Source organism: Aureimonas populi (genome assembly GCF_017815515.1).
Taxonomy (GTDB): Bacteria; Pseudomonadota; Alphaproteobacteria; order Rhizobiales; family Rhizobiaceae; genus Aureimonas; species Aureimonas populi.
The window spans coordinates 2,917,667-2,933,749 of the sequence record NZ_CP072611.1 but is presented as its reverse complement, the minus strand read 5'-3'; the positions used below and the strand labels follow the sequence as shown (position 1 = coordinate 2,933,749).

Annotated in this window: 19 protein-coding genes and 1 tRNA gene; 12 read left to right on the top strand and 8 right to left on the bottom strand. The window is 65.0% G+C overall.

The features are described from left to right. Positions 1–97 precede the first annotated feature (97 nt). Entirely contained in the window at positions 98–910 is an 813-nt protein-coding gene (locus J7654_RS13810; RefSeq protein ID WP_209736461.1) for an IS5 family transposase, read from the bottom strand. Positions 911–1,478: 568 nt separating this feature from the next. Between J7654_RS13810 and J7654_RS13805 the strand changes: the two genes are divergently transcribed. Then, positions 1,479–1,982, top strand: coding sequence for a hypothetical protein (locus J7654_RS13805; RefSeq protein ID WP_209736460.1), 504 nt, complete (start codon positions 1,479–1,481; stop codon positions 1,980–1,982). Between the two features lie 44 nt (positions 1,983–2,026). Continuing rightward, a complete protein-coding gene (locus J7654_RS13800) occupies positions 2,027–2,287 on the top strand; it encodes a hypothetical protein (protein WP_209736459.1) in 261 nt (86 codons plus the stop codon). A gap of 5 nt (positions 2,288–2,292) precedes the next feature. Here J7654_RS13800 and J7654_RS13795 read toward each other — a convergent pair whose 3' ends face one another. Further along, complete coding sequence (locus J7654_RS13795; RefSeq protein ID WP_209736458.1) at positions 2,293–2,766, bottom strand: hypothetical protein; 474 nt, start codon at positions 2,764–2,766, stop codon at positions 2,293–2,295. 121 nt (positions 2,767–2,887) lie between these two features. Between J7654_RS13795 and J7654_RS13790 the strand changes: the two genes are divergently transcribed. The 6 genes from J7654_RS13790 (at position 2,888) to J7654_RS13765 (ending at position 5,166) form a co-directional block, all read left to right on the top strand. Beyond that, positions 2,888–3,244, top strand: coding sequence for a hypothetical protein (locus J7654_RS13790; protein WP_209736457.1), 357 nt, complete (start codon positions 2,888–2,890; stop codon positions 3,242–3,244). Beyond that, positions 3,237–3,509: a hypothetical protein gene (locus J7654_RS13785; protein WP_209736456.1), complete on the top strand. Its 273-nt coding sequence runs from the start codon at positions 3,237–3,239 to the stop codon at positions 3,507–3,509. Before J7654_RS13790 ends, J7654_RS13785 begins: the two co-directional genes overlap by 8 nt. Positions 3,510–3,677: 168 nt before the next feature. Next, positions 3,678–4,076, top strand: a complete 399-nt coding sequence (locus tag J7654_RS13780; protein WP_209736455.1) for a hypothetical protein — start codon at positions 3,678–3,680, stop codon at positions 4,074–4,076. A 24-nt stretch (positions 4,077–4,100) separates the two neighbouring features. Further along, on the top strand, positions 4,101–4,379 hold the full coding sequence (locus J7654_RS13775; protein WP_209736454.1) for a hypothetical protein: 279 nt from the start codon (positions 4,101–4,103) through the stop codon (positions 4,377–4,379). 3 nt (positions 4,380–4,382) lie between these two features. Further along, on the top strand, positions 4,383–4,739 hold the full coding sequence (locus J7654_RS13770; RefSeq protein ID WP_209736453.1) for a hypothetical protein: 357 nt from the start codon (positions 4,383–4,385) through the stop codon (positions 4,737–4,739). Next, a complete protein-coding gene (locus J7654_RS13765) occupies positions 4,726–5,166 on the top strand; it encodes an HK97 gp10 family phage protein (RefSeq protein ID WP_209736452.1) in 441 nt (146 codons plus the stop codon). Before J7654_RS13770 ends, J7654_RS13765 begins: the two co-directional genes overlap by 14 nt. On the opposite strand, the gene J7654_RS13760 is transcribed toward J7654_RS13765, so the two are convergent. After that, positions 5,163–5,327, bottom strand: coding sequence for a helix-turn-helix domain-containing protein (locus tag J7654_RS13760; protein ID WP_342451370.1), 165 nt, complete (start codon positions 5,325–5,327; stop codon positions 5,163–5,165). The two genes, J7654_RS13765 and J7654_RS13760, sit on opposite strands and share 4 nt — an antisense overlap. Before the next feature lie 192 nt (positions 5,328–5,519). Here J7654_RS13760 and J7654_RS13755 point away from each other — a divergent pair, with 192 nt between their 5' ends. Continuing rightward, positions 5,520–6,479, top strand: coding sequence for an IS481 family transposase (locus J7654_RS13755; protein WP_209736450.1), 960 nt, complete (start codon positions 5,520–5,522; stop codon positions 6,477–6,479). Between the two features lie 49 nt (positions 6,480–6,528). On the opposite strand, the gene J7654_RS13750 is transcribed toward J7654_RS13755, so the two are convergent. Further along, positions 6,529–6,603: transfer RNA gene (locus J7654_RS13750), tRNA-Thr, on the bottom strand. 336 nt (positions 6,604–6,939) lie between these two features. Here J7654_RS13750 and J7654_RS13745 point away from each other — a divergent pair. Next, the gene (locus tag J7654_RS13745) at positions 6,940–8,025 is read left to right on the top strand and encodes a TRAP transporter substrate-binding protein (RefSeq protein WP_209740567.1); all 1,086 of its coding nucleotides are present in this window, start codon (positions 6,940–6,942) and stop codon (positions 8,023–8,025) included. 77 nt (positions 8,026–8,102) lie between these two features. On the opposite strand, the gene J7654_RS13740 is transcribed toward J7654_RS13745, so the two are convergent. Further along, entirely contained in the window at positions 8,103–9,620 is a 1,518-nt protein-coding gene (locus J7654_RS13740) for a TRAP transporter large permease (protein WP_209736449.1), read from the bottom strand. 23 nt (positions 9,621–9,643) lie between these two features. After that, positions 9,644–10,183 carry a TRAP transporter small permease subunit gene (locus J7654_RS13735; protein WP_209736448.1) on the bottom strand — a complete coding sequence of 180 codons (540 nt, stop codon included), beginning with the start codon at positions 10,181–10,183 and terminating at the stop codon, positions 9,644–9,646. A 192-nt stretch (positions 10,184–10,375) separates the two neighbouring features. Between J7654_RS13735 and J7654_RS13730 the strand changes: the two genes are divergently transcribed. Both J7654_RS13730 and dnaE read left to right on the top strand, forming a co-directional pair. Beyond that, positions 10,376–10,609, top strand: a complete 234-nt coding sequence (locus J7654_RS13730; protein WP_209736447.1) for a hypothetical protein — start codon at positions 10,376–10,378, stop codon at positions 10,607–10,609. A gap of 282 nt (positions 10,610–10,891) precedes the next feature. Further along, positions 10,892–14,368 (top strand): DNA polymerase III subunit alpha, encoded by a 3,477-nt coding sequence (dnaE, locus tag J7654_RS13725; RefSeq protein WP_209736446.1) that lies wholly within the window; start codon positions 10,892–10,894, stop codon positions 14,366–14,368. Here the strand turns inward: dnaE and J7654_RS13720 are convergent. Together J7654_RS13720 and J7654_RS13715 are read right to left on the bottom strand one after the other, a co-directional pair. Next, a complete protein-coding gene (locus tag J7654_RS13720) occupies positions 14,328–15,701 on the bottom strand; it encodes a DNA polymerase IV (protein WP_209736445.1) in 1,374 nt (457 codons plus the stop codon). The genes dnaE and J7654_RS13720 overlap by 41 nt on opposite strands. A 61-nt stretch (positions 15,702–15,762) precedes the next feature. Further along, a complete protein-coding gene (locus J7654_RS13715; protein ID WP_209736444.1) occupies positions 15,763–16,074 on the bottom strand; it encodes a DUF3572 domain-containing protein in 312 nt (103 codons plus the stop codon). Positions 16,075–16,083 lie beyond the last annotated feature (9 nt).

The window sequence follows — 16,083 nt, the reverse complement described above, 5'->3', positions numbered from 1 at the left end:
GCCGTAGAGTTTCGGGCTTCGAGGTCCACCGAGATACCGCGCGCCGCGCATGGAGGCCGGAGAGCCCGCCGTCCGATCTCAGAGTCCGTCCGGGAATTCATGATGCCCGAGCGATGCGACGTAGGAGGATCATGACGGATGCGGCGTAGAGGAAGGCTGTGGCGGATGCGAGCGTGGCCTCGGTATTCTTCCAGAGGCGCCGGTTGCGGCTGATCCATGCGAAGAAGCGTTCCACGACCCAGCGCCTCGGATGGATTGCGAATCCGATCTGCTCTGGCGGTTTCCTGACGATCTCAATGTCGATCAGCGTTGCGGTGCGAGGCCGCTCTCCCGCAAAGCCTGCGTCGGCGAAGGCCTTCGTCACGAACGGGAAGGAACGCCGCGACAGGCGCAGGACAGGGACGGCACCGTCGCGGTCCTGGACACTGGCGGGCTGAGGATCGAGAACGAGGGCGCGTCCATCCGTATCGACCATGGCCTGGCGCTTTCGACCCTTCACCTTCTTGCCGGCGTCATACCCTCTCGGCCCGCCGGCCTCGGTTGTCTTGACGCTTTGGCTGTCGATGACGGCGGCGCTGGGCGAGGCATCGCGCGCCACCCGCTCACGATCCCTCATGACGAGGCGGTGGTTGATGGTCGCGAATACGCCAGCGTCGCGCCAGCGGCTGAAATGGTCGAACACCGTGCTCTTGGGCGGCATGTCCTTGGGGATGAGCCGCCAGGGAATGCCACCCCGCAGGACGTAGAAGATCGCATTCAGGATCTCGCGCGTCGGCCAGGCCGACGGTCGCCCTCGCGAACATCCCTTCGGCAGCATGGGCTCGATGATCCCCCACTCGGCATCGGTCAGGTCGGTTTCATATCGCAGGTGGTCGCGGCTATGCTGCCGCCGGGTGGTCGGGGTCCACATGGCGTTTCCAGATCAGGTGTCAGATACCCTCTGGAATCAGCCGCGCTCCGATCACTCAACCCATTCTCGGACGGACTCTTAGGTCGGTCATCCTCCGGCCCTGCGATCGTGCTGTATGAGGCGGTGGCGACATTGCTTCCGGTGGCGCTTTTCGTGCAGACCACGCAGTCCTCGCGCGTGCGAGCCAGTCAGCCGGTCAAAGGTAATGATCGGTGCCGGTGGCTCGGTGACGGGGGCCAGTACGGCCGCGGCGCGGTGACGGTGAGCGAGGCCGAACATCACCGAAGGCGGGCAGCGGCGGGCTTGCGCGCCGCTGCGGGGCGACGGTGCCAGACCCTCTAATCGCGCATAGGAGGGTCCGAGGCCCGAAGGCGAGTCGGATCAAGGGCATGGTCGGCGGCGGATTGGAAAGCACCGGGCCAGGTACCGGCAAAGGGTCCCGGCGAGAAACAACCCACTTCCCATGGAGAACGGGCCGGCGTCCTAGGATCTCCATCGGCTCAACGGCCCCTTTTCCATGGGAGGGAGGCCGGGAGCCGATTTCCCAAATTTTTGCGAGACGGTTTCGATGGCTCCCAGCACGTCCCGCACGCTGCATCATCGCAGGCAGGCAATCAGGAAGAAGGCGGCGACCATGGGCGACAGGAAGGGCGAGGTTCGGGCGGTGCGCCGTCCCGCCATGGATCGGAGATGGACAGCGGCGATCGAGGCGCGGGTCCTGGACATCATCGCGAGAACCGGCTCGCCGAAGCGGGCGTCGGAGGCGACGGGCATTTCGACGGCAACGATTCACGACCACCGCCGGCGGGATTTCGAGTTCGGCGCCAGGTACAATCAGGCGATGGACTCCGCATTTCACGAAATTCTTGGCAAGGCGTTCGATCGCTCACTTGCGGACGAGGAACCGAGCGATAGGCTGATCGAAGTTTTGCTGAAATTCCGCTGGCCTGAACGCTTGAACAACTTCCTTTCCTTCACGGCCGAGGGCGGAGCTATGGCGTCGGCGCCGGCCGGTCTCGCCCCCCCGCGTCATCGCGCGGATGGAGCCCGGCGACCGTGCCGCCTTGATTGATTTGCTGGGCAAATATCTGGCCGTCGAGGTGGAGGCCAAGGCGGATGGCGCGCTCGTCCCGGTCGACTGACGCGGCGTCGGCCTTGTTGCGCGACCTGTTGGCGGCGCAGGTGCTGGCCGAGACGCTCGCCGCCACCGCGCCCCTTGCCGTGGCCGTGTTTGGCGGAGCGAACGCGCTCGTAGCCGCGCGCGGAGGGCCGACCGGCGCATGGTTCTGGTCAGTTGCGCCGCTTCCCGATGCGATGTGGGAGCGCATGGCCGACGAACATCAGGTTCCGCACAGGGCAAATTCCGGCGACGTTTGATGACATCAGCCGCCCTTCTTCCGCTGATTGGTCTTCGGTCGATCTTCGGGAGATTCGACATAGCTCCAGATTTGGCCACGCCGATTCATTTGCCCCGGCTTCATCAGCCATTTTCTGGCGGCCTCCTTGGAACAGCCCTCGGCGTCGGCGGCCCACCTCAAGGACGGATAGATGCGGGGACCTTCGGAGTCCTCGACCTTTACGCGGTGGCTGTTAGGATAGCGCCACACCTTTCCCTCTTTTCTGAGGTGGTACAGGTCGTAGCTTATGGTCTTCGAGTTGACGACGTGCCCGCGATCCAGCGCCTCGATCAATCGCGCGATCTTCTCGGTGGTCGGCCATTCTCCGTCGATGAGAAGGCTCCTCACATACTCCATGACGATGGGCCGGCGGCGAACGTAGCCCGACTGGTGCGGTGACCGATATTTTCGACCGATCTGGCCTCGATATTTCGCGGGAACGAGTTCGTCATCGGACATAGTGGACACTTTCGCCCTTTACAAACGTTTGTAATTGCCTATCTTTTTGACGTCAAGAATGCGCTCTGCCACCTTCCTCCTGCGTCCGCGCTCCTGCGGGCGGAAAGAAGGAGCGAAGAAAATGAAGCCTTGGGATTCCAGGATTTGGCAGGACATCGCGGATGTCAAGGTCACCGATGAGGAGATCAACACCGCCATTCGGGTGATATCATTCGAGAATGCTTTCGAGAACAAGACCGTGCTGTTCCAGACGGTAATGCTGTCCGCGACCGTGATCGCCTATCTGCGTGCGCTGAAGGATCGCGGTGCTGATCGCGGTCTGCTGGCGCGGATGGTCTGCGACGAGCTGCCTTTCGAGACCAAGCGTCTGCTGATTGAGGTGCATGGCCTGATCGACCCGTTTGACGCGGCCTACGAGCAGCAGGAGCGGAAGCGCGCCGCGCGCGGCTTGAGGAGGGATTGCCGTGCCCGTGCCTGAATACATGAACCATCCCGACGCGCAGGTGTCGGCGCACGACCGCGCCGTCGCTGCGCTTATCAGCGACTCTCTTGAGGTTGAGGACGAGGCGCTCTGCGTCGCCATGGACGCTTGGCTGTTCCTGGAGGACCTTGAGCGGCTCACAGACACGCGGACCGCCGCACGCCTCTGGTTCTTGTTCTCGCAGAGCGGGCTGCGGGAGCGGTTCGACGGAGCGGGTGGCGCCATTGCTGGTCCGGTCCGGCGCGATGTCGGGACATGCTGAAGATGTCTACGGGCCGGCCGATGGGTCGGCCCGGTCAGGCCGATGGGCCTGGACGCTCATGCGGGCCGTGTCCCGCGCCGGGGTCATCCGACCGCGTGGGGCGTGACGCGCCACGACGAAGGAGAACGACCATGGCGAAGATGAAGCCCAGGCCCACCCTGGCGGTCCGTGACGGACCTACGGGCCTCGCTCTCGCGGGCGCGGGAGCTCGGCGAGCAGCACACGCGGCTGATCGCCGACATGAACGGCCGCGTGGAAACCCGCCGCAAAGAGCTGGACTCCACGCTGTCCGACCTATCGACCGGGCAGCGCATGATGCTGGTCGGCCGTGCCCTCGGTGGGCTGAGAGCCGAGCTTCGACGCAATAGCCACGACAACCGGCTCGCGCGGCTGCGCGACCTCGACGCCCTGCGCCGCGACGCCGCCGATGCCCGCTTTCATTACCAGAGCCCGGTGCAGATGCTCGCTCGCGACGGCATCGGCTCCGAGCGCCGCTCCCGCCTGATTCAGCAGCTCGAGCATTCGGGCGACGCCGAGCTCGCAAGCCTCGCCGCGCTCGCCGTGTAGGCGAAGGATCGCGAGCTTGCCGCCGTGCTCGTGTCCCGCGTCCAGCGCGTTCCTCATGCCGAGCGCCCCTTCTCGCCGCACGAGCTTGCCGACCTCCTCGTCGGGGAGGAACACCGCGCCGTCACCGCCGCGATCATGGAAATCGCGGACATCGCCGACCGGGCCATGGCCGAGGATCGCGCCTTCGAGACTGGCCGCGCCTCGCCGGAGCGCGCTGTCGGCCTCGCGCTCAGGGCGCGCGACCGTGCCGCGCTGGAAGCAGCCGACCTTATCGACATCACCGACCCCGCCGAAGAGGACTGAGCCATGGAGAACCGCGAGCAGCACATCCGCGATGCCCTGGCAGAGGTGTTCGCCACGACGCCGATGACGGTGCACATCTATCTCGGCGGCACGCCGGAAAGCTTCGACGACCGCGCCCGGTTCATGGCCGAGTGGCACCTCCGGGCCTACCGCTACCTCGAATGCCCGGTCGATCCGCGCTCCACGGCGCGGGGCAGAACGGCATGGGTCCGCTCTATGCGGGACGCCGACCTCTGGCCGGAGGATCGTCCCTACATGGTGATCGACCCCGAGGCCGATCCGATCCTTCGGGCCATCATCGAGCGATACGCCGAGGTCGAAGCGCTACATGGCGGAGCATCGGTTCATGGCCGGGCTTAACGACTTCGCCAGGCGCATCGACCGCATCGCCGTGCGGGTCGAGGGTAACGTCGAGCGCGCAGTCAAGGACTGCGCCCATGCCGTGCTGCGATCCGCCGTCGAGACAACGCCGGTCGACACCGGCATGGCCCGCTCGAACTGGACGCCCGAACTCGACCGGGCCTTCGAGGGGCTGTTTCCGGCAAGGGTTCCGGGCGCGGGCGGCTCGACAGCGGCGGACAACGCCGCCGCGGCGATCGAGGTCGGCGCGCCGACCATCGAGGCGTTCGACATCGGAAGGAACGGCTCGATCCACATCACCAACAACGCCCCGCACATCCGCCCGCTCAACGACGGCCACTCGAAGCAGGCGCCGGCCGGATTCGTACGGATCGCGGTGATGGAGGGGCTGGCGACGGTGCGCGGTGCGAAGATCGTCGAGAGCTAGGAGCGATCCCTAGGCGGCGTCAGCAGCGCGCCCGGTGTCGACTTGAGGCATTCGGCCAACTTGACGATCAGCGTCAGCGACGGATTGCGCAGGGCGCGCTCGATGCCGGAGATGTAGGTGCGGTCGATCTCCGTCTCCAGCGCAAGCGCCTCCTGCGACACGCCGAGTTCCTTCCTCGCTGCCTTCACGTTCTGAGCCAGGACTCTCTTATAGTCCACCATGGTCGCATGGCGACCAGATGTCGACTAATCGTCCACGGACTCATCGTCACATTTCTATTCGCAAGTGACGATGTGATGTTTGATCCCGTGCTTTGATGGTGCATTGTTTTCTTCTGACTGGAAGGATGCGCTATGGGCCAGATTTTACATGGGAGCGCCACGACGACAGAGGCGGTCCGTCGAGCGATACAAAATAGTCAAGAGAGCCTGAGGGCGCTGTCCAAGCGCTATGGGATCAATCAGAAGACCGTGGCGAAGTGGAAGAAGCGCGCCTCGGTCGCCGATCTTCCGACCGGGCCGAGGGACCCGCATTCGACGGTGCTCTCACTTGAGCAAGAAGCGATCATCGTCGCCTTCCGCAAGCACACGCTGCTGCCGCTCGACGATTGCCTGTATGCGCTTCAGCCGACCATCCCGCACCTGACGCGTTCATCCTTGCATCGCTGTCTGCAACGGCACGGCATCTCCCGACTGCCCGATGTCGAAGGCGACAAGCCTGCCAAAAAGAAGTTCAAGAGCTATCCGATCGGCTTCTTCCACATCGACATCGCCGAGGTCCAGACAGCCCAGGGCAAGCTGCGCTTGTTCGTGGGGATCGATCGCACATCCAAGTTCGCCTATGCCGAACTCCACACCGAAGCGGGCAAGATGATCGCGGCCCAGTTCCTGCGCAACCTGATCGCGGCGGTGCCTTACAAGATCCACACCGTTCTGACTGACAACGGCATCCAGTTCACCAACCGGGCCAGGGACAAGTATGCCTTCCATCATATCTTCGACCGGGTCTGTGACGAGAACGGCATCGAGCACAGGCTCACAAAGCTCAAGCATCCCTGGACGAATGGACAGGTGGAACGGATGAACCGCACCATCAAGGATGCGACCGTCAAACGCTTCCACTACGACGATCACGCGCAACTGAAAAAGCATCTTGCCGACTTCATCGATGCCTACAACTTCGCGAGAAGATTGAAGACGCTCAAGGGTCTCACACCATACGAGTTCATATGCAAGCAGTGGACATCCCAGCCGGATCGATTCATCATCGACCCAATCCATCAAAGGCCGGGACTAAACACTAGAACAAATTGAGAACCTTCACCACCGCAAAACCGCTTCCGCGGTCGCGATAGGAGAAGGATGGTGCCGGCGGAGAGGATCGAACTCCCGACCTTCGGTTTACAAAACCGCTGCACTACCGCTGTGCTACGCCGGCCCCTGCGACACCGATTTCCGGTGCCTATTCGGTACTTGCTCGGGTCAGACGCAGCCTAAGCGCATGATCCGATTCGCATTCTCGCCTCCAGGCCCGCCGATTACAAATCAGGTGCTCTACCATCTGAGCTAAGCCGGCCTTGGACATGGGATAAGCAGGGAAAGGGGCGCTGTAAAGGGAGGCTGGGTTTGTGTGCGCCGTCTTCGGCGGCCGAGGGCCGGGAAAGCGAAACGGCATGTTCGCAAGCTTTTCCTTGAGCTTCGCCCCGCTCGGCCCTAAACGGCGGTTCGCCGTGCTGCATCTCAAGGGAGGATTCCAGTGGATCGTCGTCAATTCATGTTCAAGGCCAGCGCCGTCTCGGGCGGCGCCGCGGCCAGCGTGGCGCTTGCCGCGCCTGCCATCGCGCAGGAGCGCCCGCAGATCCGCTGGCGCATGACCTCCAGCTTCCCCAATACGCTGGATACGCTCTTCGGCTCCTCCCAGCGCTTCGCGCAAATGGTTTCGGACCTCACGGACGGCCAGTTCACGATCCAGATCTACCCCGCCGGCGAGTTGGTGCCCGGCCTGCAGGCGCTGGATGCCGTGCGCGACGGCACGGTCGAGTCCGCGCACTCCGTGCTGTACTACTATGTCGGACAGGATCCGACCTTCGCGATCGGCTCGGCCATTCCGTTCGGGCTGAACGCCCGCCAGCAGAACGCATGGCTCTACCACGGCGGCGGCAACGAGCTCATCGACGAGTTCCTGGTTCCCTACAACGTCGTCGCGCGGCCCGGCGGCAACACCGGCACGCAGATGGGCGGCTGGTTCCGCAAGGAGATCAACTCGCTCGCCGACCTTCAGGGGCTGAAGATGCGCGTCGCCGGCATCGCGGGGCAGGTGCTCCAGCCGCTCGGCGTCGTCGGCCAGCAACTCGCCGGCGGTGATGTCTATGCGGCGCTCGAGCGCGGCACGCTGGACGCGACGGAGTTCGTCGGCCCCTATGACGACGAGAAGCTCGGCTTCTATCAGGTGGCGCCGTACTACTATTATCCTGCCTTCTGGGAGGCCGGCCCGTCGGTCCATTACATGTTCAACAAGGCGCAGTACGATGCCTTGCCGAACGCCTACAGGGCCGCACTGGACGTGGCATCGAAGGCCGCCAATATCGATATGCTGGCCGATTACGACGTGAAGAACATGACCGCGATCCGCTCGCTGGTGGGCAAGGGCGCGCAACTGCGCGCCCTGCCGCGCGATGTTCTGGACGCGGCCTATGAATCGGCGACGAACCTTTACCGGCAGCTCGACGAGACGAACGCCAACTGGAAGAAGATCTACGATCAGTGGGCCGTCTTCCGCACGCAGAGCTACGAGTGGTTCCGCGTGGCCGAGTTCACGAACGACTCCTATTCCTACAGCCAGCAGGCGATGGGCCGCTGAAGCGCAAAGCCACAGCGTGCGCAAAACGGGAAGGGCCGGTCAGGAAACTGACCGGCCCTTTTTTCGTGCCCCTGCGCTCACTGCCCGAAGCTGGGTGCGGGCGGCGGTTCGAACGTGGGAGCGGACGGAGCGCCGAAGCTGGGGGCCGCAGGGGCGCCGAAGGTCGGCGGCGGCGGAGCGCCGAAGCTGGGCGTGGCCGGCATGCCCGAGGAGGGCGCCTCGGGCATGGGAATGTTGAGCTGGATGCTCGCGGGATCGAACGTCCGCTCCGGCGTCATGAAGAACGTCACCGACTGCGGGAAGAAGATCAGGATCGCAACCAGCAGAAGCTGGAGGCCGAGCCACGGAATCGCCCCCAGATAGATATCGGAGGTCTTCACGTCCGGCGGCGCGATGCCCCGCAGGTAGAACAAGGCGAAGCCGAAGGGCGGGTGCAGGAAGGCCGTCTGGAGGTTCACGCACAGGAGAACGCCGAACCAGATGAGGTCGATATCGAGCGACTGCGCCACCGGCACAAGAAGCGGCACGATGATGAAGGCGATCTCGAAGAAATCGAGGAAGAACGCGATGAAGAAGATGAAGATGTTGACGAAGATCAGGAAGCCGACCGCCCCGCCGGGGATGTGAGACAGGAGGTGCTCGATCCACAGCCCCCCATCCATGCCCTGGAAGGCGAGGCTGAAGACCGTTGCCCCCAGGAGGATGAAGATCACCATCGCGGTGATGCGCATGGTCATCGCCATCGCCTGGCGCGTCAGCGTCCAGTTCAGCCGGCGGTGAAGCACGGCCAGCAGCATCGCGCCGATCGCGCCCATGGCGCCCGCTTCCGTCGGCGTGGCCAGGCCCATGAACATGGTGCCGAGAACCACGAAGATGAGCGCCAGCGAGGGCACCATGGACTTGGCCACGCGCCAGACGAGCGCCCGCCCGCTCATGGTGCGCGCTTCGGGCGGAAGCGGGGGCACGAGATGGGGCTTCAGCTTGGAGATGATGAAAATGAAGATCAGGAAGATCAGGATCTGCAACATGGCCGGGCCGATGGCGCCCTTGTACATGTCGCCCACGGACCGGCCGAGCTGGTCGGCGAGGATGATCAGCACCAGCGATGGCGGGATCACCTGCGTGATGGTGCCGGACGCCGCGATCACGCCCGTGGCGATGCGCTTGGAATAGCCGTAGCGCATCATGACGGGCAGCGAGACCACGCCCATGGCAATGACGGAGGCGGCGACCGTGCCGGTGATCGCGCCCAGAACTGCACCCACCAGGATGACGGCATAGGCGACGCCGCCAGGCAGCGGGCCGAAGAGCTGGCCCGCCCCTTCCAAAAGGTCCTCGGCCAGCCCGGAGCGCTCGAGAATCGCGCCCATGAAGGTGAAGAAGGGGATCGCCAGCATCAGCTCGTTCGAGACCACGCCGAAGAAGCGCAGGGGCAGGGCGTTCAGCAGGGCGGGGGAGAAGTGCTCGAAGACGACGCCCAGAATGCCGAACGTCATCCCCACGGCGGCGAGCGAGAAGGCCACCGGGAAGCCGAACAGCAGGAAGCAGATCATCGCGCCGAACATCAGCGGCGGCATGGGACCATATGCGAACATGGGGAAGGTGTTTCCTTGCCGGCCTACTGGAGAGGCTTCTCGTATTTCGTTTCAAGCGTGATGAGGCCGCGCAGCGCCGCCACGCGCTTGATGAGTTCGGACACTCCCTGGAGGAACAGGAGCCCGAAGCCGAGCGGCAGGGCGGCCTTGGCCGGCCAAAGGGGAAGCCCGCCCGCATTCATCGACACCTCGCCCGTGGTGAAGGAGCGCCAGAAGAACGGCCAGCACAGATAGAAGAAATAGCCGATCACCGGCAGGAAGAGGACGAGGAAGCCGATGATGTCGACCACCAGCTTGGAGCGGGGCGAAAGCAGGCCGTAGAGAACGTCCACCCGCACATGCTCGTTCATCCGCAGCGTATAGCTTGCCCCGAGCAGGACGATGCCCGCCAGCAGATACCACTGAATCTCGATGGCGCCGTTCGAGCTGATGCTCAGCATATAGCGCAGGAGCGCGTTGCCGCCGCTGATCAGGACGGCGGCCAGAACCATGTATTCGGCAATGACGGCGAAGCCTGCGTTCAGCCTGTCCACCGAGCGGCTGAAGAGGAGCAGCGGGCCCATTATTCTTCCCTCCAACGCGTCGCGTCCGGAAGGCTGTTCGGGGCGCGCGCCATGCGGGGTTGCCGCTTCTGCCGCACGAATCCCGCCGATGAAGCCCGCCTACGACATTTCCAGCTTCAAAGGCCAGCGCTTTCTTGCAAGGGAAGGGCAGGCGGTGCGCAAACCGCGGGGCGAAGGATGGAGGGCTGCGAGATGGAGAATGCGCGGATCACGCGCCAGCGCGAATTGGTGGAGACGATGCGGCAACGGCTTCATTTCGAGCTCCTTCTCCTCGACCGGATGCTCCGCAAGGCCGGCCACGACGTGCCGGAGGGACAACCGGCGGCGATCAGGGACGTCCTCGCAAAGGCGCGGCATCGTCAGCGCGGCAAGGCGATGGAACTCGCGGGGCCGCAGGGCCTGGCAGCGAGAGAGACGGCGCGCTGACCGCATTCCTGTGCGAGGAAGAATGGGATTGACAACGGCAACGAACCGGAACAAAAAAGGAACACAAGAACGAAACAGGAACTCATTCGATGCTGATCGTCAAGGAATGCGCTTCGCTGGCCGCTGTCTCCGCCTTCGTGCTCGGCTTCTCACTCATCGCCCATCTTGTTTGAGGATATGCCGTCCTTTCCTGTGGACGAGGGGTGCCCCCGCCACGACATCGGCGGAAGCCTCGTTCATGGGTAGGCCCTAGGCGTGGCGTAGGGTGGATGGGAACAGGCGATGGCAGAGACGATGGCTCCGCACGTTCGGCAACCGAAGTTCATCCATCTTCGCGTTCACAGCGCGTTTTCTCTGCTGGAAGGCGCCTTGCGGATCGACCAGATCGTCAAGCACGCCAAAGCCGATGGAGCCCCCGCCATCGGAATCGCGGACACGAACAATCTTTTCGGTGCGCTCGAATTCTCGGAAAAGGCCGCAAAGGCCGGGGTCCAGCCCATCGTGGGCTGCCAGATCGAGGTGGATTTCCGAGACGTGGAGAGCGATCCCTCGGGGCGGGATCGCAACGCGCTGGCAAGCTCTGGCCCGCTCGTCTTCATCGCCGCCGAGGAGGAGGGTTACGTCAATCTCGTCGATCTCGTTTCCCGCTCCTATCTCGCCCATGACGGCGACGAGCGGCCCCATATCCTGGCCGACTGGCTGGAAGGCCGCACGGCCGGCCTGATCGCCCTGACCGGCGGAGCGCTGGGGCCGGTCGGATGCGCTATCGCAGCCGGGCGTGGGCCGCTGGCGCGCGAGCGCGTTCTACGGTTGCAGGCGCTTTTCGGAGACCGGCTCTACATGGAGTTGCAGCGCCACGGCGAGCGCTCGCGGCGCACGGAAGGCGAGAGCGTCGAGCTAGCCTACGAGCTCGGCATTCCGCTGGTGGCGACGAACGAGCCCTTCTTCTTCTGTGCCGAGGATTTCGACGCGCACGACGCGCTCCTGGCCGTCGCCGCCAACAGGCTGGTGAGCCATGAGGACCGCAGACGCCTGACGAGCGACCATTGCCTGAAAAGCCAGGACGAGATGGCCGCGCTCTTCGCCGACCTTCCCGAAGCCCTGGAAAACACGGTCGAGATCGCGCGCCGCTGCTCCTTCCGTCCCAGGACGCGCAAGCCCATCCTGCCGCGCTTCGCAGGCGCGGATGCCGACCCGAAGGAGGCCGAACTCGCGGAGGTGGCCGAGCTTCGCCGTCAGGCGCAGGAGGGGCTGGAAGCGCGCCTTGCCGCCCACGGCCCCGCCCCGGGGCAGAACGAGGAAGCCTATCGCGAGCGGCTTGAGTTCGAGCTCTCCGTCATCGAGCGGATGGGGTTTCCCGGCTACTTCCTGATCGTTGCCGACTTCATCAAATGGGCGAAGGCGCAGGGTATCCCGGTGGGCCCGGGCCGCGGTTCGGGCGCGGGCTCGCTGGTGGCCTATTCGCTGACGATCACCGATCTCGACCCCCTGCGCTTCTCGCTCCTCTTCGAGCGCTTCCTGAACCCCGACCGCGTCTCGATGCCCGATTTCGACATCGACTTCTGCCAGGACCGGCGCGAGGAGGTGATCCGTTACGTCCAGCGGAAATATGGCCGCGAACAGGTGGCGCAGATCATCACCTTCGGATCCATGCAGGCGCGCGCCGTGCTGCGCGACGTGGGGCGTGTGCTCGAAATGAGCTACGGCCATGTCGACAAGCTGTGCAAGCTGGTGCCTGCCAACCCCGCCAATCCCGTCACGCTCGCCCAGGCCATCGAGGATGAGCCGCGCCTTCAGGAGGCGCGGGACAAGGAAGAGATCGTCGCGCGTCTCCTCTCCATCGCGCTGAAGCTCGAGGGGCTCTATCGCCACGCCTCCACCCACGCCGCCGGCATCGTGATCGGCGACCGGCCGCTGTCCCAGCTCGTGCCGATGTATCGCGATCCGCGGTCCGACATGCCGGTCACGCAGTACAACATGAAATGGGTCGAGCAGGCCGGCCTCGTGAAATTCGACTTCCTGGGTCTCAAGACGCTGACGACGCTCCAGACCGCCGTCGCACTGATCGAGCGCAAGGGCGTGAAGATCGACCTGTCCGCCCTGCCGCTGGACGATCCGGGCACCTACGCGATGCTGACGCGTGGCGAGACGGTGGGGGTCTTCCAGGTGGAATCGGTGGGCATGCGCAAGGCGCTGATCGGCATGCGACCCGACCGGTTCGAGGATATCGTCGCCCTCGTCGCGCTCTACCGGCCGGGGCCGATGGAGAACATTCCGGTCTACAACGCCCGCAAGCACGGCGAGGAGAAGGTCGAGATCATCCATCCCAAGATGGAGCCGATCCTGCGCGAAACGCAGGGCGTGATCATCTACCAGGAGCAGGTGATGCAGATCGCCCAGGTCCTGTCGGGCTATACGCTCGGCGAGGCGGACCTTCTGCGCCGCGCGATGGGCAAGAAGATCCGCGCGGAGATGGACCAGCAGCGCGTGCGCTTCGTCGAGGGCGCCGTGGAGCGCGGCCTGCAGAAGGCACAGGCCAACACGATCTTCGACCTTCTGGCCAAGTTCGCCGACTACGGCTTCAACAAGTCCCACGCCGCTGCCTACGCGCTGGTCTCCTACCAGACCGCCTATCTCAAGGCGAACCATCCGACGGAGTTCCTGGCCGCTTCGATGACGCTCGACTGCGGCAATACCGACAAGCTCAACGATTTCAGGACCGACGCCATGCGCCTCGGCATCGAGATCGTGGTCCCCTCGGTGCAGACCTCCTTCCGCTCGTTCGAGGTGGACGACGGGCGCATCTTCTACGCGCTCGCGGCCATCAAGGGCGTGGGCGAGCAGGCGGTGGAGCATATCGTGGAGCTGCGGCGGGAGGGCGGTCCCTTTCGCAGCCTCGAGGATTTCTGCGCTCGCATCGATCCGCGCATCGTCAACAAGCGCACGCTGGAGCATCTGATCTGCGCCGGCGCGCTTGATTGCTTCGGCCACGACCGGGCGATCCTGTGCGGCAATATCGACAGGCTCTCGGCCTATGCGCTGATGTCGCATGAGGGGCGCAACTCGCAGCAATCCAGTCTGTTCGGCGGGGCCGATGCCGAGCCCGAGCCGCTGCGCCTTGCGGAAGGTCCGGCCTGGACCACCTCGGAGCGGTTGATGCGCGAGTTCCAGGCCATCGGCTTCTATCTCTCGGCCCATCCGCTGGACGAGTACAAGAAGGCGCTCAAGCGCTTGAACGTGCAGTCCTATGCCGAGGTGGTGGCGAGTGTGCGAAAGGGCGCGACGGCCGCGCGCGTGGCTGGCACCGTCACGTCCCGGCAGGAGCGCAAGACGCGCACCGGCGGCAAGATCGGCATCGTGCAATTGTCGGACGCGAGCGGCCAGTACGAGGTGGTGCTGTTCACCGAGACGCTGATCCAGTTCCGCGACATGCTGGAGCCGGGAGCCTCGGTCATCGTGGCGGTCTCGGCGGAGGAGCGGCCCGAAGGCATTTCTCTGCGCGCCTCCGGCGTCCAGTCGCTGGAGCGCGAGGCGGAGAAGATGCAGCGCTCCATGCGCGTCTTCATGCGCGACGCCCGCCCGCTCAGCGCCTTCCGCTCGCATTTGAAGGACGGCGACAGCGAGGTGACGCTCGTCCTGGTGCGGGAGGAGGGGCGCCGTGAGGTGGAGATCGCCTTGCCCGGCCGTTTCCGCGTCTCGCCGCAGATGGCGAGCGCGATCAAGGCCGCGCCGGGCGTCCTTGAGGTGGAGCTGGCCTGATATCGGGCGAAATTTCCCGTGGGCGGGCCGCCCGCCGCGCCGCCTCCGCGTTCCGTTCCTCCACCGGCCTGAAGGTGTAGCCGGTGTCTATCGCGTGCGCGCCGAAGCGCGAGCGCACGGTGTCGAGCGCGCCTTCCGCCTTGGCGCGCCGCGCCGCGGCCGGATCGACCAGGTCAGCGGGGTCCGCCGTTTCGGCCGGAGAGAAGTCGCCACAGCCGATGCCGAGCAGGCGATAGCGCGTGCCGTCCAGCTCCTTTTCCAGAAGCTGGCGGCCAGTCTCGAAGATGCGTCCGGCAAGGCGGGTGGGAGAGCCGAGCTTGCGGTTGCGGGTTCGAGTGCGGAAGTCGGCGCCCTTCAACTTGAGGACAATGGTCTGCGCGGCGAGGTCCGTCGCCTTCAGGCGGTCCGCCACCTTCTCGCTCAACTCGCGCAGCAGGGGCACGAGGTCGGCGGCGCTCGAGAGATCGCGTTCGAAGGTCGTTTCCGATGAAATGCTCTTCATCTCGCCGCGCGGGCTCACGGGCCGCGGGTCGATGCCGCGTGAGAGGCGCCAGAGCCGCTGCCCCATCACGCCGTAGCGTTTCATCAGTTCGCCCTCCTCCATCGACTGGAGCTGGCCGATGGACCGCAGCCCGTCGCGCTCCAGCGCCTGCGCCGTCGCGGCGCCGACGCCCCAGATGAACGAGATCGGCCTGGCCGCGAGGAAGGGTAGGGTGTCGGCGCGGCCGATTACGGAGAAGCCGCGCGGCTTCTGAAGGTCCGAGGCGATCTTGGCGAGGAACTTGTTGTGCGACAGGCCGATGGAGACGGAAATTCCAAGATCGGCCTCCACCTCTCGCGCCAGCCGGGCGAGCACCAGAGCCGGCGGGCTCTTGTGCATCCTCTCGGTTCCGGTCAGGTCCATGAAGGCCTCGTCGATGGACAGGGGCTCGACCAGCGGCGTGAGCGCGCGCATGCGCTCGCGCACCGTCCGGCCGACTTCAGCGTATTTCGCCATGTCCGGGCGGATGATCGTCGCCTGCGGGCAGAGCTTGAGAGCCTTGAACATCGGCATGGCCGAGCGAACGCCGTGGATGCGGGCGTTGTAGCAGGCCGTCAGCACGACGCCGCGCCGCCCACCTCCGATGATCAGCGGCCGGTCGGCCAGATCGGGCCGCTCACGCTTCTCGACCGCTGCATAAAAGGCGTCGCAGTCCAGATGGGCGATGGAGAGGCCGGCAAGCTCGTCATGGGCCAGCACGCGCGGGCTGCCGCAAGCCTCGCAGCGCGGGCGTACGAGGGACTGCTCCTTCAGGCAGTCGCGGCAGAATGCGAAGGGGACACGAGCGGACATGGACGGAGTTCCAGACAGGCCCCATCATAACCGGCTCCGGGCGGCCCCGCGAATCTTCTCTTCAGTGCGGCACATCCTCATAGCGTCCACCCAGGGCTCGGCGCGCGGCCGCCACGCGCTCGGGCGCAATGGCGCTGGCTGCGGCAAAGGCATTCAGCGTGCCTTCGTGCGCAAGGAAGAAGTCCAGCAGGCCCGCGAAGAACGCAGGATCGGACGCAGCGGCGCGAAGGTCATTCGCCTCCAGTCCCGACAGCGCCAGGAAACGGCTCAGAAGCGCGGCATCACCGGCCAGAAAGCCCAGCGCCTCGATTGCCACGGACTCGGCGTCTTGCTGGTTCGGACCATCGGGCGACTTTCCGCGTTTTTCGAGCATCTGTTCCGT